This window comes from Pseudomonas fluorescens, from assembly GCF_001902145.1.
In the GTDB taxonomy this organism is placed as follows: Bacteria; Pseudomonadota; Gammaproteobacteria; order Pseudomonadales; family Pseudomonadaceae; genus Aquipseudomonas; species Aquipseudomonas fluorescens_BV.
In genome coordinates this window covers 1-15,358 of the sequence record NZ_MRST01000019.1, presented here as the reverse complement: position 1 = coordinate 15,358, position 15,358 = coordinate 1, and the positions used below count along the sequence as shown (strand labels likewise).

Here is a 15,358-nt window from a genome sequence, read left to right as displayed (position 1 = left end):
TTTTCCTTGGTTATTACGGTGCGCTGAGTTCGGTGATGAGTGCAGTGAGAAAGGCTTGGATTACTTCCTCATTGCGCTTGAAAAAGTGCCATTGCCCGGCCTTCTGGCTGCTGATCAACCCCGCCCGTTGCAAGGTGGCCAGGTGGGCCGACACGGTCGACTGGGACAGGCCGCAGCGCTGGTCGATCTGCCCGGCGCAGATGCCATATTCGTGGTTGTGCAATTGCTCGGGGAACTGCACTTTCGGGTCTTTGAGCCAGGTGAGGATGTCTCGTCGTACTGGGTGCGCCAGGGCTTTTATTATTTCGTCGAGGTCGATGGGCATGGCAGGGGGCTCGGTGTCGTAAAGCGTTATATCGCGATAAGGCGAACTTTAAATCGTAATATCCCGATAGACCAATATGATTTTGATCTGAGGTCAATTCGAATCGGTATATCGGGTTATAACGATATGCTGGTGGCAGTGGTAGACTGCGCGCCATGAATTATCTCGCACATCTGCACCTGGGCGGCCAACTTCCTGCGCAATTGCTGGGCAGCCTCTATGGCGACTTCGTCAAAGGCCGCCTGCAGGGCCAGTTCAGCCCGCAAATCGAAGCGGCGATCCAGTTGCATCGCTCCATCGACCGCTTTACCGATAGCCATCCGCTGGTGGGCGAGGCGTTGTCGCGCTTCAGTCTGACCCGCAGGCGCTATGCCGGGATCGTCCTCGATGTGTTTTTCGACCATTGTCTGGCGCGGGATTGGGCGCTGTATGCCGACCAGCCTCTGGAGCTCTTCACCTCCCAGGTATATCGGGCACTGGCCGCCGAACCTGCGCTACCGGGGCGGCTGGCGCAGATTGCGCCGTATATGGCAGCGGATGATTGGTTGGGCTCGTATCGCGAGTTCGCGGTGATGGAGCAGGTGCTGCGCGGGATTTCGCGGCGGCTGACACAGCCTGAGGAACTGGGGTATGCGATGCAGGAATTGCGGATTCTGTATGAGCCGCTGAGTGAAGATTTTCGGCTGTTCTACCCAGAGCTGCAGAAATTTGCACAATCTCAACTGACGACTGAGATCTGAATGTGGGAGCTGGCTTGCCTGCGATAGCGGCCTACCTGTTGAGAGTTTTGTGACTGACCCACCGCCATCGCAGGCAAGCCAGCTCCCACATTTGGATTGTGTTCACATCGCTTCAGGCTGCGAATGCAGGCCGAGCAGCCACTTGCTCAGCTTCCGGCAACGGCCCAAACAACGCCTTCTGCACCGCCTGCTGCGCCTGATACGCCAATGCCGCACGTTCCTGACCGGCGCAGGCAATCGGTTTGAGCACATGAATCTCTACATCGCCCTGGTCGTTGGAAAACAAGCGCATCAGGTGCGAGAGCAAATCATCATCGCCAATGAATGGCGCCAGCGGGTCGACTTGGCCGTCGCGCAGATACCGAATCGCTACCGGCTGCAGTGACACATCCGCGTCGATCGCGCTGGCCAGCAAGCGCCCGTGGAACGTGCGCAGGCCGCGCCCGTCGGTGGTGGTGCCTTCGGGGAACATCAGCAAGGGGTGCTGTTGCTCCAGATGGCGGGTCATCTGCTTGCGGATCAGTTGGCTGTCACCTGATCCGCGACGAATAAACAGGCTGCCAGCCTTGGCCGCCAGCCAGCCGGCCACCGGCCAGGTGCGCACCTCGGCCTTGGACAAAAACGACATCGGCGCCACCATGCCCAGCAACGGGATATCCGTCCATGACACATGATTGCTCACCCACAGCATCGGCGTTTGCGGCAACTCGCCATGCACCGTCACGCGAAAGGGCAGGGCGTTGGTCAGTCGCGCCATGAAGAAGCGCGACCAGCGCTGGCGCCGCACCATCGAGTTAGCCACGCCCAGGCGCTCGAACAGGCCAAACACACTGGCCATGCTCAACCCCAGCCCCACCACCAACAGCACGCGGGCGATGCGCCCGTAAATGCGCAGGCGGTTCATCACATGGCCGCCTTGAAGTGGCGTGCATAACGCGGGCACAGCTCGTCGCGCTTGAGCAGGATAAACACGTCGGCCACCTGGAAGTCTTCATCCCAGCACGGCTCGCCGCAGATCTTCGCGCCCAGGCGCATGTAGGCCTTGAGCAGCGGCGGCATTTCGGCGATGACGTTGGACGGCAGGTCCAGGGCCGGCAGTGGTTTTTTCGGTTCGGCGCGCAGGTGTTCGTTGCACAGGTAGCGCTCGCGCAAGCGCTGCATGATCGCGTGGGCCTGGATGCCGCCATCGTGCATCGGGATGCTCGCGCAGCCCATCAGGTAGCTGTAGCCGCCCTGATTGAGCACTTCGGCCAACTCGCCCCACAACACCGCGATGGTGCCGCCATTGCGATAGGCAGGGTCGACGCAGGTGCGGCCAATTTCCAGGATCGGGCCCTGCAAGTGCAGCAGGCCATGCAGGCTGAATTCTTCTTCACTGTAGAACCGGCCCAGGGTGCTGGCGGCCTGGTGGTCGAGCAGGCGGGTAGTCGCGACGAGTCGACCGCTGTTCAAGTCCCGCACGCCGATATGGCTGCAGTGAACATCATAGTCATCCATGTCCAGACCCAGTTCCGCGCCTTTCAGCTTGGCGTTGAACTCGCCGCTGAACACGTTGAACCGCAGGGCCTGGGCTTCCTGCAATGCCTGTGCGCCTACCAGGCGTTCGGCTTGCAGACGGCGTTCATTGCCTTTGTCGCTGATGCGGGCGATCTGAGTCATAGCGAGTCTCCGAGTGCCGGCCAGGTTGCGGCCAGTCGACTTTGTTGTCCAAAGTCAGGCTATGTAGCCTCGGTGTCAGCTCCATGAAGTTACGGTGACGGTTGGATGACAGCCCCCTTGTCGCAAATCTGTCACTGGCGTGAGCTAGGCTCGCGGGCTTGAATGCCCCCTTGAGTTTGCGTCCATGGTCCGAGGCCTGTTGTGCGTTGCCCTGCTGTTTGTCACCGTGAATGCCCGCGCTGAAATCTGGCCTGAAAAGGAGTGGGCCGTGGGCACAGCCCTCACCGGTCCCGCTGTCGATGCCCTGGACGCCTACGCTTTCCCACCCCGTGACAATGCCACCCGCAACGGTATTCGCACCGATGCGTTGCTGGTCATTCGGGATGGCGAAATCATCTATGAACGCTACGCCGCGCCTACCACGATCAGCACGCCGCACCTGACCTGGTCCGTCAGCAAAAGCCTGATGGCTACCGTGCTGGGCGTGGCCTATGGGCAGGGCCGCTTCAAACTCGGCGACCCTGTCGCACGTTTCTACCCGCCGATGAAGCAGCACCCCAAGGTGAGCATGGCCGACTTGCTGCACTGGGCCTCGGGGTTGGATTGGCAGGAAGACTACGAGTACGCCCCATTGAAATCTTCGGTGGTGGCGATGCTCTACACCCGTGGCCACACCGACATGGCGCAATTCACGGCGGATATCGAGGCCGTCGCCGCCCCTGGCCAGGCTTTCCGTTATTCCAGTGGCGACAGCAATATCCTGTCCGCCGCGCTCAAGGGCATGCTCGGCCACAAGGCCTACATGACCTACCCGTGGGACGCGCTGTTCCAGCCCCTGGGCATACGCAACGCCACCTGGGAAACCGATGCCGATGAGACGTTTGTCGCGTCGTCCTATGCCTACCTCACGGCCCGGGACCTGGCACGAGTAGGGCTACTGATGGCGCGGGATGGACGTTGGGGCGAGCGGCAACTGCTGCCCAAGGACTGGGTCGCCTTCAACCGCCGGCCCTTCGACCACTACAAAGCCGGCCAGGATGAAGCCGTGCCAGGTGGTCATTGGTGGCTCAACACCGGCGCCCCCCAACCCTGGCCCGACGCACCGGCCACCACCTTCGCCGCGTTGGGGCACTGGGGCCAGGCGCTGTTTGTGCTGCCCGACGAACACCTGGTGATCGTGCGTTACGGCGATGATCGGGATGGCAGTTACCGGCATAACGAATTGCTCAAGCGTGTGCTGGCGGCGGTGCGCTCATGATCCGTCGTCATCCGTTCCTCAGCGTTTTACTGGTGTTGTTTTTCGCCCTGTTGGGCTGGGTTTGGCACGAGCGCGTCAACCTGCAAGCCTTCCCCGACATCATCGCGGCGTACACGGCCAAGGAGTATTGCTCGTGCCGGTATGTGGCGAACAACCCGGCGCAGTATTGCCTGGGGTATGTGAAGCAGTACGTGCCAACCAGTGCGTTCACTGACTCTCCGGAACGCAGTGAAGTCACGGCAAGCGGTTTAGGGCGTACGCACACGGCGCGGTGGTTGGGCGACCGTCAAGGCTGCCGCCTCAACCCCTGACACACCCAAATTCCCCTGTGGGAGCTGGCTTGCCTGCGATAGCGCCAGGTCAGCCAACATCACTGGTGCCTGTGCCGCCGCCATCGCAGGCAAGCCAGCTCCCACATTTAGATTATCTGCGTGGGTTCTCGGAAAAAGAACCGGCCCTGAGGTTCCACAGGGTGGAACCACCTTTGATTGTCCTCACGCCCACATCGCGCTTAGCTGTCGATGTGTCGCCAACAAGAACGGGACCACCCGCCTGTGAGGAGAATCACCATGCGCCCGCACCAGCACATCCTGGATTGGCTCAGCGACGTTGCCAGCGACTTGCACGCTGTGCGTCACGATATTCACGCCCACCCCGAACTCGGCTTTGAAGAGAACCGCACCTCAGCGCTGGTCGCACAGTCACTCAAGGAGTGGGGTTACGAGGTGCACACCGGCATCGGCAAGACCGGCGTGGTCGGCGTGCTGCGCAATGGCAACAGCTCGCGCACTCTGGGGATTCGCGCCGACATGGACGCCTTGCCCATCGTCGAAAACACTGGCGCTTCCTATACCAGCCAGCACGCCGGTTGCATGCACGCCTGCGGGCATGACGGCCACACCACCATGTTGCTCGGCGCCGCGCGTTACTTGGCGGCGACGCGGCAATTCGACGGCACCTTGAACCTGATTTTCCAACCCGCCGAAGAAGGCCAGGGCGGCGCCGAGGCGATGTTGGCGGACGGCTTGCTGGAACGCTTCCCCTGCGATGGGCTGTTCGGCATGCACAATATGCCGGGCTTGCCGGCGGGGCATCTGGGCTTGAGAGTGGGCCCGATGATGGCCTCCCAGGATCTGCTCACCGTGACGCTCGAAGGCGTAGGTGGCCATGGCTCCATGCCGCACCTTACCGTCGATCCGCTGGTGGCTGCCGCCAGTATGGTCATGGCCTTGCAAACGGTGGTAGCGCGCAATATCGACACCCAGGAAGCTGCCGTGGTCACGGTCGGCGCCCTTCAAGCAGGGCAAGCCGCCAATGTGATTCCCCAGCAAGCCCTGTTGCGCCTGAGCTTGCGCGCACTTAACCCCAAGGTACGCGAACAGATGCTGGAACGGGTCAACGCGATCATCCAGACCCAGGCCGCCAGCTTCGGCTGCACGGTGCAGGTCGAACACCGCCCGGCCTACCCGGTGCTGGTCAATCACGCCGAAGAAACCGAATTCGCCCGTCAGGTCGGCGTGGCCTTGCTCGGTGCCGACGCCGTAGATGGCAACACCCGCACGCTGATGGGCAGCGAAGACTTCGCCTGGATGCTGCAGCGCTGCCCCGGCAGTTACCTGTTTATCGGCAACGGCGTGTCGCGGCCGATGGTGCACAACCCCGCCTATGACTTCAACGACGACATCCTGCTGACCGGCGCCGCCTACTGGGGCGCGCTGGCCGAGAGCTGGCTCAAGCCGGCCGGATAACCCGAACCCTTGTAGGAGCGAGCTTGCTCGCGAAAAACGCACAGGCGACAGGGGCTCCCTGAAAGCGCTGCGTCAGCGTTAACGACCTTCGCGAGCAAGCTCGCTCCTACAGCAACGCTTTTTCTGCCGCTGGACCCTTTCCCTGATCGGTTGAATGGAGTGTTCCTCATGCAGACTGCAAAACCCGGCGTTTCCCGCACCCGCCAAGTGGTGGCGGCGGTGATCGGCAACGCGTTGGAATGGTATGACTTCATCGTTTACGGTTTCCTGGCTAGCATCATCGCCCGGCAGTTCTTCCCCTCGGAGGACGAATACGCCTCGCTGCTGATGGCGCTGGCGACCTTCGGCGTGGGCTTTTTCATGCGCCCGGTGGGCGGCATCCTGTTGGGTATCTACGCTGACCGCAAAGGCCGCAAGGCGGCAATGCAGTTGATTATCCGGCTGATGACCGTGTCCATCGCGCTGATCGCCTTCGCGCCGAACTATGCCGCTATTGGCATGGGCGCGCCGTTGTTGATCGTGGTGGCGCGCATGCTGCAGGGCTTTGCAACGGGCGGTGAGTACGCGAGTGCCACGGCATTTTTGGTAGAGAGCGCACCGGCCCATCGCAAGGGCCTGTATGGTTCCTGGCAATTGGTAGGGCAATGCCTGGCGGTGTTCGGCGGGGCGGCGATGGTGGCGTTGGTCACGCATTTCTTTTCGCCTGAAACCCTCGACCTGTGGGGCTGGCGCCTGCCGTTTGTGCTGGGCTTGTTGATCGGCCCGGTGGGGTTGTGGATTCGTCGGCACATGGAAGACCCGGAAGAATTTATCCAGGCGCGTAAAAACGCCACCGGCCCGGCGCCGAGCCTCATGCAGGTGCTGCGCGAACATCGGCGCAGTATTCTGGTGTCCATGGGCCTGGCCTGCGGGGCGACGGTGTCGTTCTACGTGGTGCTGGTGAACATGCCGACCTTCGCCCACAAGAACCTCGGCCTGCCGCTGGACCAGGTGCTGATGGTGCAGATGTTTGCGGTGGCGCTGATGACCGTGGTGATCCCCTTGTCCGGCCTGCTCTCGGATCGATTGGGACGGCGACCGGTGTTGATGGCCTTCACCCTGGCGTTCTTCCTGATGGTCTACCCGTTGTATGTGTGGGTGGCCGCCGCGCCGTCCATCGAGCGCCTGCTGGTGATGCAGGTGATGTTGTGCACGGCGATTGGCGGGTTCTTCGGGCCAGCGCCGACGGCATTGGCCGAACAGTTCCCTATTGAGGTGCGCTCGACCGGTGTGTCGGTGGCCTATAACGTGGCGGTAATGGTATTCGGTGGTTTCGCGCCGTTGATCGTGACCTGGCTGAGCAAGGTGCTGGGCACGCCGGTTGCGCCGTCGTTCTATGTATTGTTTGCGTGTGTGCTCACGCTGCTGGGCACTTACTGCATGCGCGAGGCACCCCGGGCGAGCAAGCCGTTGCCGTTTTCCAGAGAGGTGAAGCCTTGAGTATTGTTGATTGGGATGCCACTGAACTGTCGCGGGCCATTCACGGGCGGCAGGTGTCGTGCGAAGAGGTGATGCAGGCGTACCTGATGCAGATCCAGCGCTTTAACCCTGGCGTGAATGCGCTGGTGTCGTTGCGCGACAGCGAGGCGGTGCTGGCCGAGGCGAGGGCGTGTGACCGTGAGTTGGACCGGGGCCATTCCCGTGGCTGGATGCATGGCATGCCCCAGGCCATCAAGGACCTGGCGGCCACCCGGGGCTTGCGCACCACCTTGGGCTCGCCGTTGTTCGCCGAGCATGTGCCGGGCGAAGACGCCATCAGTGTGGCGCGGGTGCGGGCCAGTGGCGCGATCATCATCGGCAAGACCAACGTGCCGGAGTTCGGCCTGGGCTCCCATACCTACAACACGCTGTTCGGCACCACCGGCAATGCCTATGACCCGCGCCTGGCGGCCGGCGGTAGCAGTGGCGGAGCGGCGGTGGCCCTGGCGCTACGCATGCTGCCGGTGGCCGACGGCAGCGACATGATGGGCTCGCTGCGCAACCCGGCGGCATTCAACAACGTGTTCGGCTTGCGCCCCTCCCAGGGGCGGGTGCCCCACGGCCCGATGCCGGAACTGTTCGTGCAGCAACTGGGCACCGAAGGCCCGATGGGGCGCAGCGTGACGGATGTGGCGCGGTTGCTGAGCATCCAGGCCGGTTACGACCCCCGCACGCCGCTGTCCTCCCAGGGCGACCCGGCGGTGCTGGGCCAGCCGTTGCAGCGCGACTTCAAGGGCGCGCGCCTCGGTTGGCTGGGGGACTACAACGGTTATCTGCCGATGGATGATGGGGTGATGAGCCTGTGCGAAGCGGCGCTGGATGATTTCGCCAGGTTGGGCTGTGAAGTGCACAGCTGCCAAACGGACTTTTCCATGGCGCGCCTGTGGCGCTGCTGGTTGGTACACCGCCATTGGCTGGTGCACGGAAACCTCGGCGCGGCCTACGCCAACCCGCAAAAACGCGCCCTGCTCAAACCCGAGGCCCAGTGGGAAGTGGAGGGCGGCCAGGGCTTGAGTGCCCACCAGGTTTACCAGGCGTCGGTGGATCGCAGTGAGTGGTACCGCGCCTTGGCCAAGTTGTTTGAACGTTACGATTTCCTGCTGTTGCCCACTGCCCAGGTGTTCCCTTTCGATGCACAACAGCCTTGGCCGCGCCTCGTCGGCGGGCGTGAAATGGACACCTATCACCGTTGGATGGAGGTGGTGATCGGCCCGACCCTCGCCGGTTTGCCGAGCATGAGCATCCCCGTGGGTTTCAACCCCCAGGGCTTGCCCATGGGCCTGCAAATCATTGGCCCGGCCCAGGCCGACAGGGCCGTGCTGCAATTGGCTTACGCCCATGAACAGCTGACCCAATGGGTACAACGCCGGCCACCGGCGTGCCTTGCAACGACCCGCTGAGCGGTAACCGGGCCTGTATCTTGCTGTGAAAAAAAGATCATCCACCGGCAACAGGGAGATCGAACATGGAGACAGGCACCGTACGCTCGGTTGAGCGCGCTCTGGCAATCGTCGAGTTGCTGGGCGAGCACCAGGCCCTGGGGCTGGAAGAGCTGCACTACCTCACCCGCTTGCCCAAGGCCACGGTGTCGCGCATGTTGCTGACCTTGCAGGAGCAGGGCTGGGTCTATCGGGGCCTGAGTGATCGGCGTTACCGCCTGCGTGCCCGGCGCTTGTTCGGCGATACCCAGCAACGCTTCAAGCGCCAGGTGGTGGAGAGCGCCGCGCCCTGGTTGCTGGAACTCAGCGAGCGCACCGGGCTGGTGGTGGACTTGTCGTGCTTCGATGGCGAGCGCCTGGAGGTCATGGAAAGCGCGATCCCCAGCGTGTTGCGCAAGCTGTACCCGAACAACTGCCAGATCGTCGGCCAGTACGCCAGCCTGTTCCACTCGGCGATGGGCAAGGCCTGCCTGACGCAATTGCCGGCTGAAGAAGTACAGCGCCTGGCAGGCCGCAATCATGTGGCGGCAGACGAGCACTATCGCGCATGCGAGCAAACGCAGCATCAGGGCTTCGGCCAGCGTACCGAGGGCTATTGGGAATACCCGGTGCGTTTGCCCTTCCTGATCCGGGCGGTGGCGCTGCCGGTGCGTGCCAATGGCCGCTTGGTGGGGAGCATGGCATTGCATTGGCCGATGCATCAGGCGCCGGTGGAGCGGGTGTTGAATTTGCATATGGCCAGCCTTGAACAGGCGGTCTGCGAAGTGCAGCGAACGCTTGTATGAAAACACTGCAAAACCCTGTGGGAGCTGGCTTGCCTGCGATAGCGGTCTGCCAGGCGAGAAATGGTTGACTGATACACCGCCATCGCAGGCAAGCCAGCTCCCACATTGAATTTGCGCCGGTTGTGAGATTGCGCTTAAGGTTCGCCCAGGTTTTTTGCCCCACGAGTCTTTATGTTCAATGTCAAACCTCTGGTCCTCGCGCTGCTGACCTGTGCTGCCGTGCCCGCCCACGCCGACTGGTACCTGGATAACGAATCCTCACGCCTGTCCTTCGTCACCACCAAAAACACCGAGATGGCTGAAGTCCAGCGCTTCCTGGTGCTGCATGGCAAGGTCGACGCCAAAGGCGCGGCGCGGCTGGAAGTCGAGCTGGACTCAATCAACAGCGGCATCCCGCTGCGCGACGAGCGTATGCGTAAAGAGCTGTTCGAGATCAAGACCTTCCCCGAAGCGCAGATCAGTGCGCAAATCAATCTGCAGCCCATCAATGACCTGGCGTCCGGCGCGCAGTTGGAATTGCGCTTGCCCTTGAGCGTCACGCTGCACGGCAAGACCCAGACCTACAGCGCCGAACTGCTGGCCACGCGCCTGGATGAGCGGCGTTTCCAGGTGGTAACCCTGGAGCCGGTGGTGCTGCATGCCGAAGATTTCGACCTGGCGCCCGGCGTGGCTACCTTGCGCAAGGCGGCGGGGCTCAAGTCGATCAGTTTGTCGGTGCCGGTGGGTGCGGTGCTGATCTTCACGGCGCGCTGACATGAGCGGCGCGGTGTTCCCGTGGCGCAGCGCCAATCAGTTCGAATTGCTGATCGACGGGCCGAATTTCTTCCCGCAGATGCTGGTAGGTATCGCCCGGGCCGAGCAGCAGGTTGACCTTGAATTATACCTGGTCGAAGCCGGGGCCTGCGCCGAGGCCATGGTGCAGGCACTGGTGCTGGCCGCCGAACGCGGCGTGCAGGTGCGTTGCCTGTTCGACGATTACGGCAGCCTGGCGTTTACCCTGGGGCTGCGCAAGCGCTTGACCGATGCCGGCGTGGCGCTGCGCTTTTACAACCGCCTGAACTGGCGGCGCTGGATGCGCAACCTGTATCGCGACCATCGCAAGCTGCTGCTGATCGACCAGCGCATTGCGGTGGTCGGCGGCACCGGTGTCACCGACGAGTTCTGGACGCCGGGGCAAGACACCGCCGACTGGCATGAAGTGATGGTGCAGATCAGCGGCCCGCTGGTGCTGGACTGGCAGGCCCTGTTCGACCGGCAATGGCACGCTAACGCCGCGCGCCGTGAATGGAAACCGGCGACCCATTTCGGTTTGCCTCGCTTGCCCAAGGTGCCCGCCACCGGGCCGGGGCTGGGCCGTGTGGCGTATGCCGATGCGCGTCAGCACCGTGACATCCTGCAATCGTTGATTCGCGCTTTGAACAGCAGCAAGGGGCGTATCTGGCTGGCGACCCCGTACTTCCTGCCAACCTGGAGCGTGCGCCGCGCCTTGCGCCGGGCGGCAGGGCGCGGTGTGGACGTGCGTTTGTTGCTCACCGGCCCGCGCACCGATCACCCGTCGGTGCGTTACGCCGGGCACCGTTATTACCCGCGCCTGCTGCGTTCAGGGGTGCAGATCTTCGAATACCAGCCGTGCTTTTTGCACCTGAAGATGGTGCTGGTGGACGATTGGGTGAGCATCGGTTCGTGCAATTTCGATCACTGGAATCTGCGCTTCAACCTGGAAGCCAACCTGGAAGCGCTGGACCCGCAACTGACGGCGGCTGTGGTGGGTAGTTTCGAGGCGGACTTTGCCCAAAGCCAGGTGGTGAGCCTGGAGGCATGGAAGGCGCGGCCTTTGTGGCGGCGGGTGAAGCAGCGGGTGTGGGGCTGGATTGATCGGTTGGTAGTCAATTTGCTGGATCGGCGCGGCTAGGCGGGTCACCTCAATCCAATGTAGGAGCGAGCTTGCTCGCGAAAAACGTCAACGATAACGCGGGCTTTCTGAATGAACGCGGCGCTTGTGAGTTTTTCGCGAGCAAGCTCGCTCCTACATACAGCTTCAGATCAGAGCAGTTCGAAGGTTTGTTGCTGCACATCCTGGGAGTCCAGCCCGATCTGCACATTGAACTCACCCGGTTCCGCCGCGAACTTGAGCTGGCTGTTGTAGAACTTCAGCTCGTCCTCGGTGATGGTGAAGTGCAGCGTGCGCGCTTCGCCGGCCTTGAGCATGACCTTCTGGAAGTTCTTCAGCTCCTTGATCGGGCGGATCATCGAGCCGGCCACGTCCTGGATATACAACTGCACAACCGTTTCGCCATCGACCTTGCCGGTGTTCTTCACGGTGACGCTGGCGTCGAGCTTGCCGGTCTTGTTCAGCGTGGTGGACGACAGCGCCATGTCCGACAGGCTGAACGTGGTGTAGCTCAGGCCATAGCCAAACGGAAACAGGGGACCGGTGGTGTCATCGAAGTACTGCGAGGTGTAGTTGCCCGGCTTGCCTGGGGTGAACGGTCGGCCGATGGTCAGGTGGTTGTAGTAGGTCGGAATCTGCCCCACCGAACGCGGGAAGGTGATCGGTAGCTTGCCCGATGGGTTGTAGTCGCCGAACAGCACGTCGGCAATGGCGTTGCCGCCTTCGGTGCCGGCGAACCAGGTTTCCAGGATCGCATCGGCCTGTTGGTTCTCTTCGAGAATCGACAGCGGACGGCCGTTCATCAGCACCAGCACCAGCGGTTTGCCGGTGGCTTTGAGGGCCTTGATCAAGTCGCGCTGGCTTTGCGGGATGTTCAGGTCGGTGCGGCTCGACGACTCGTGGGACATGCCACGGGACTCGCCCACCGCCGCGACGATAACGTCGGCGTTCTTCGCCGCCTTCACCGCTTCGTCAATCAGCACCTGGGCAGGGCGCGGGTCGTCCACCACTTCCGGGGCATCGAAGTTGAGGAAGTTGAGGTAGTCGAGCACCGCTTTGTCGCCGGTGATGTTGGCGCCACGGGCATAGATGACTTTGCCTTTTTCGCCGATCACGGCGTTCATGCCGTCGAGCAGGGTCACCGACTGCGCAGGCCGGCCGGCAGCAGCCCAACTGCCCATCATGTCGATGGGTGCCTTGGCCAGCGGGCCGACCAGGGCAATGGTCGCGGATTTTTTCAGCGGCAGGGTGTCGTTGTGGTTTTTCAGCAACACCAGGCTGCGACGCGCAATGTCGCGGGCCTCGGTGCGGTGCAGGCGGCTGTCGGCGTAGGTGTCGACCGGGTCATCCTCGGCCTTGCCGATGCGCAGGTACGGGTCCTTGAACAGGCCCATGTCGTACTTGGCGCCGAGCACTTCGCGCACGGCGTTGTCGATGTCGCTCTGCTGGATCTCGCCGGACTTGAGCAACCCAGGCAATTCCTTGCCGTACAGCGAGTCGTTCATGCTCATGTCGATGCCGGCCTTGATCGCCAGCTTGGCGGCTTCACGCCCGTCCTTGGCCACGCCGTGCTTGATCAGCTCGACGATCGCGCCGTGGTCGCTGACGGTCAGGCCCTTGAAGCCCCAGTCCTTGCGCAGCAGGTCGTTCATCAGCCAGGTGTTGGCCGTGGCAGGCACGCCGTTGATCGAGTTGAGCGCCACCATCACGCCGCCGGAGCCGGCCTTGATCGCCGCGTGGTAGGGCGGCAGGTAGTCCTGGTACATCTTGACCGGGCTCATGTCGACCACGTTGTAGTCGCGCCCGCCTTCCACCGCGCCATAGAGAGCGAAGTGCTTGACGCTGGCCATGAGGCTGTCGGCATTCGCAGGGCTGGTGCCCTGGAACGCCTTGACCATGACTTCGGCAATGCGTGACACCAGGTAGGTGTCTTCACCGAAACCTTCGGAGGTGCGGCCCCAGCGTGGGTCGCGGGAGATATCGACCATCGGCGCAAACGTGATGTCGAGGCTGTCGGCAGCGGCTTCCTGGGCGGCGATGCGCCCGGAGCGGCCGATGGCGTCCATGTCCCAGCTGGAGGCCAGGGCCAGGCTGATCGGGAAAATGGTGCGGTGGCCGTGGATCACGTCGTAGGCGAAGAACATGGGGATCTTCAAGCGGCTGCGCATGGCCGCGTCCTGCATCGGACGGTTTTCCGGGCGGGTGATGGAGTTGAACGTGCCACCGATGCGGCCGGCGGCGATTTCCTGGCGGATCAGCTCCCGGGGCATTTCCGGGCCGATGCTGATCAGGCGCAATTGGCCGATCTTCTCATCCAGGGTCATTTGCTTGAGCAGGTCGCTGACGAAGGCGTCCTTGTCGTTAAGCGCAGCAGGCTTTGTTTCTGCCCATACGGGGTGAGTGGCCAGAGTGGCAACAAGGCCGAGCAAACACAGCTTCTTCATGAATATCCTTTTTCGGCTATTGCGCAGCATTCAAGCGATGCTGTCGGCCAACCAAAATGTGGGGAACGTCTATTGTTGTTCGGGTGTTGTTCAGATAAATGCAGCACACTCTGAACTCTTTTTCGCGCTGGGCATCTTTGTAGCTGATTGGCTCGAAGCATTCCAGTGGTGGCGGATTATGCCCCAAGCGCGTGGTTTATAGGGTTAGTCGTCACATTCCATCAAGATCGGGCAGGAGAAACACCATGCAAGCAGCACACACTTATCGCTGGGGCTTCAAGGCTGCGGCGCTGTTACTGATCAGCAGCGTGCTGAGCGGTTGCGGCATCAACAACATCCCGACCCTGGACGAACAGGCCAAGGCCGCCTGGGGCCAGGTGCAGAACCAGTACCAGCGCCGTGCCGACCTGATCCCCAACCTGGTGGAAACGGTGAAGGCGTATGCCGCCCACGAACAGGAAACCCTCACTGCGGTGATTGAAGCACGGGCCAAGGCCACCTCGATCCAGGTGGATGCCAGCACGCTCGATAACCCGGAAAAACTCAAGCAGTTCCAGCAAGCCCAGGATGGCCTGAGTGGCGCACTCAGCCGTTTGATGGTGGTGTCCGAGCGTTACCCGGACCTGAAGGCCAACCAGAACTTCCTGGCCTTGCAATCGCAACTTGAAGGCACCGAGAACCGTATCGCCGTGTCTCGCCGTGACTTTATCCAGGCCGTGCAGGCCTACAACACCGAGATCCGCACCTTCCCGGGCCGCCTGTGGCACAGCGTGATGTACAGCGACTTGCCGATCCGCGCCACGTTTGAAGCCACCAGCGCCGATGCCGATAAAGCGCCGCAAGTGAAGTTCAAATAAGGCTGCACTGAGGTGTCGATGCGTTTATTACGGATAGGCCTGGCGCTGTGGCTGTTGGCCTGCGTGGGCGTGGCCCAGGCGGCGCTGACCTTCCCGGCGCTGACCTTCCCGGCGCTGACCGGGCGGGTGGTGGACAGCGCGCAGATGATCAACCCGGCTGTGCGCGAGCAACTGACGCAGCAATTGCAAGCGCTGGAGCAAACCTCGGGTGACCAGCTGGTGGTGGTCACCGTGCCCGACCTGCAAGGCGTGCCCATTGAGGACTACGGTTATCAATTGGGCCGCCAGTGGGGCATTGGCCAGAAGGGCAAGGACAACGGCGCGCTGTTGATCGTCTCCCGTGATGACCGCCAATTGCGCATCGAAGTCGGGTATGGCCTGGAAGGCGTGCTGACGGATGCGCAATCCTGGGTGATCATCAACCAGGTGATCCTGCCCAAGTTCAAGGTCGGCAATTTCAGCCAGGGCATCAGCGACGGCGTGGCCGCGATGATCCAGGTGGTGGGCGGTGAGCCCTTGGCGGTGCCGGCTCATGTGGCGGATGCGAACTTCGCCATGGATAATCCCGGTTTTTCCATCGGCCTGTTTATTCTGCTGATCGGCGTGCTGTGGCTGTGCAATCGCATGGGCTTGCCAGTGGGCGCTATCCTGCTGGCGATTCTCAACAGCAGCGGGCGCGGCGGTGGTGGGGGCG

Annotated in this window: 15 protein-coding genes; 11 read left to right on the top strand and 4 right to left on the bottom strand. The window is 62.3% G+C overall.

The features are described from left to right. Positions 1-13: 13 nt before the first annotated feature. Entirely contained in the window at positions 14-325 is a 312-nt protein-coding gene (locus BUE92_RS06105; protein WP_073522562.1) for an ArsR/SmtB family transcription factor, read from the bottom strand. A 155-nt stretch (positions 326-480) separates the two neighbouring features. Between BUE92_RS06105 and BUE92_RS06100 the strand changes: the two genes are divergently transcribed. Next, a complete protein-coding gene (locus BUE92_RS06100) occupies positions 481-1,065 on the top strand; it encodes an acyl carrier protein phosphodiesterase (RefSeq protein WP_073522560.1) in 585 nt (194 codons plus the stop codon). A 112-nt stretch (positions 1,066-1,177) separates the two neighbouring features. Here the strand turns inward: BUE92_RS06100 and BUE92_RS06095 are convergent, their stop codons facing one another. Together BUE92_RS06095 and olsB are read right to left on the bottom strand one after the other, a co-directional pair. Next, a complete protein-coding gene (locus BUE92_RS06095; RefSeq protein ID WP_073522558.1) occupies positions 1,178-1,969 on the bottom strand; it encodes a lysophospholipid acyltransferase family protein in 792 nt (263 codons plus the stop codon). Beyond that, complete coding sequence (gene olsB / locus BUE92_RS06090) at positions 1,969-2,724, bottom strand: L-ornithine N(alpha)-acyltransferase (RefSeq protein ID WP_003189352.1); 756 nt, start codon at positions 2,722-2,724, stop codon at positions 1,969-1,971. Before olsB ends, BUE92_RS06095 begins: the two co-directional genes overlap by 1 nt. 184 nt (positions 2,725-2,908) lie before the next feature. On the opposite strand from olsB, the gene BUE92_RS06085 reads away from it, so the two are divergent. The 8 genes from BUE92_RS06085 to BUE92_RS06050 all read left to right on the top strand — a co-directional run bounded on the left by BUE92_RS06085 (position 2,909) and on the right by BUE92_RS06050 (position 11,384). Then, positions 2,909-3,982, top strand: coding sequence for a serine hydrolase domain-containing protein (locus BUE92_RS06085; protein WP_073522556.1), 1,074 nt, complete (start codon positions 2,909-2,911; stop codon positions 3,980-3,982). Beyond that, positions 3,979-4,293, top strand: coding sequence for an amidase (locus BUE92_RS06080; RefSeq protein ID WP_073522554.1), 315 nt, complete (start codon positions 3,979-3,981; stop codon positions 4,291-4,293). Before BUE92_RS06085 ends, BUE92_RS06080 begins: the two co-directional genes overlap by 4 nt. 258 nt (positions 4,294-4,551) lie before the next feature. Beyond that, a complete protein-coding gene (locus BUE92_RS06075; RefSeq protein WP_073522551.1) occupies positions 4,552-5,730 on the top strand; it encodes a M20 aminoacylase family protein in 1,179 nt (392 codons plus the stop codon). A gap of 168 nt (positions 5,731-5,898) precedes the next feature. Next, positions 5,899-7,209: a citrate-proton symporter gene (locus BUE92_RS06070; protein WP_073522549.1), complete on the top strand. Its 1,311-nt coding sequence runs from the start codon at positions 5,899-5,901 to the stop codon at positions 7,207-7,209. Beyond that, positions 7,206-8,648: an amidase gene (locus tag BUE92_RS06065; protein ID WP_073522548.1), complete on the top strand. Its 1,443-nt coding sequence runs from the start codon at positions 7,206-7,208 to the stop codon at positions 8,646-8,648. Before BUE92_RS06070 ends, BUE92_RS06065 begins: the two co-directional genes overlap by 4 nt. A 65-nt stretch (positions 8,649-8,713) precedes the next feature. Next, positions 8,714-9,472, top strand: a complete 759-nt coding sequence (locus BUE92_RS06060; RefSeq protein ID WP_073522546.1) for a helix-turn-helix domain-containing protein — start codon at positions 8,714-8,716, stop codon at positions 9,470-9,472. A 171-nt stretch (positions 9,473-9,643) separates the two neighbouring features. Beyond that, positions 9,644-10,225, top strand: a complete 582-nt coding sequence (locus BUE92_RS06055) for a YceI family protein (protein ID WP_073522544.1) — start codon at positions 9,644-9,646, stop codon at positions 10,223-10,225. Between the two features lies 1 nt (position 10,226). After that, a complete protein-coding gene (locus tag BUE92_RS06050; RefSeq protein ID WP_073522542.1) occupies positions 10,227-11,384 on the top strand; it encodes a phospholipase D-like domain-containing protein in 1,158 nt (385 codons plus the stop codon). A 131-nt stretch (positions 11,385-11,515) separates the two neighbouring features. Here BUE92_RS06050 and bglX read toward each other — a convergent pair whose 3' ends face one another. Beyond that, entirely contained in the window at positions 11,516-13,807 is a 2,292-nt protein-coding gene (bglX, locus tag BUE92_RS06045) for a beta-glucosidase BglX (RefSeq protein WP_073522540.1), read from the bottom strand. Between the two features lie 245 nt (positions 13,808-14,052). Between bglX and BUE92_RS06040 the strand changes: the two genes are divergently transcribed. Then, complete coding sequence (locus tag BUE92_RS06040) at positions 14,053-14,664, top strand: LemA family protein (protein WP_014717327.1); 612 nt, start codon at positions 14,053-14,055, stop codon at positions 14,662-14,664. 18 nt (positions 14,665-14,682) lie between these two features. After that, the coding region (locus tag BUE92_RS06035; protein ID WP_073522538.1) for a TPM domain-containing protein at positions 14,683-15,358 on the top strand (676 nt) is incomplete at its 3' end.

Excerpts from the sequence above, each read along its gene's own strand:
- BUE92_RS06105 (WP_073522562.1), bottom strand. The coding sequence starts at position 325 with ATGCCCATCGACCTCGACGAAATAATAAAAGCCCTGGCGCACCCAGTA.
- BUE92_RS06100 (WP_073522560.1), top strand. The coding sequence starts at position 481 with ATGAATTATCTCGCACATCTGCACCTGGGCGGCCAACTTCCTGCGCAA.
- BUE92_RS06095 (WP_073522558.1), bottom strand. The coding sequence starts at position 1,969 with ATGAACCGCCTGCGCATTTACGGGCGCATCGCCCGCGTGCTGTTGGTG.
- olsB (WP_003189352.1), bottom strand. The coding sequence starts at position 2,724 with ATGACTCAGATCGCCCGCATCAGCGACAAAGGCAATGAACGCCGTCTG.
- BUE92_RS06085 (WP_073522556.1), top strand. The coding sequence starts at position 2,909 with ATGGTCCGAGGCCTGTTGTGCGTTGCCCTGCTGTTTGTCACCGTGAAT.
- BUE92_RS06080 (WP_073522554.1), top strand. The coding sequence starts at position 3,979 with ATGATCCGTCGTCATCCGTTCCTCAGCGTTTTACTGGTGTTGTTTTTC.
- BUE92_RS06075 (WP_073522551.1), top strand. The coding sequence starts at position 4,552 with ATGCGCCCGCACCAGCACATCCTGGATTGGCTCAGCGACGTTGCCAGC.
- BUE92_RS06070 (WP_073522549.1), top strand. The coding sequence starts at position 5,899 with ATGCAGACTGCAAAACCCGGCGTTTCCCGCACCCGCCAAGTGGTGGCG.
- BUE92_RS06060 (WP_073522546.1), top strand. The coding sequence starts at position 8,714 with ATGGAGACAGGCACCGTACGCTCGGTTGAGCGCGCTCTGGCAATCGTC.
- BUE92_RS06055 (WP_073522544.1), top strand. The coding sequence starts at position 9,644 with ATGTTCAATGTCAAACCTCTGGTCCTCGCGCTGCTGACCTGTGCTGCC.
- BUE92_RS06050 (WP_073522542.1), top strand. The coding sequence starts at position 10,227 with ATGAGCGGCGCGGTGTTCCCGTGGCGCAGCGCCAATCAGTTCGAATTG.
- bglX (WP_073522540.1), bottom strand. The coding sequence starts at position 13,807 with ATGAAGAAGCTGTGTTTGCTCGGCCTTGTTGCCACTCTGGCCACTCAC.
- BUE92_RS06040 (WP_014717327.1), top strand. The coding sequence starts at position 14,053 with ATGCAAGCAGCACACACTTATCGCTGGGGCTTCAAGGCTGCGGCGCTG.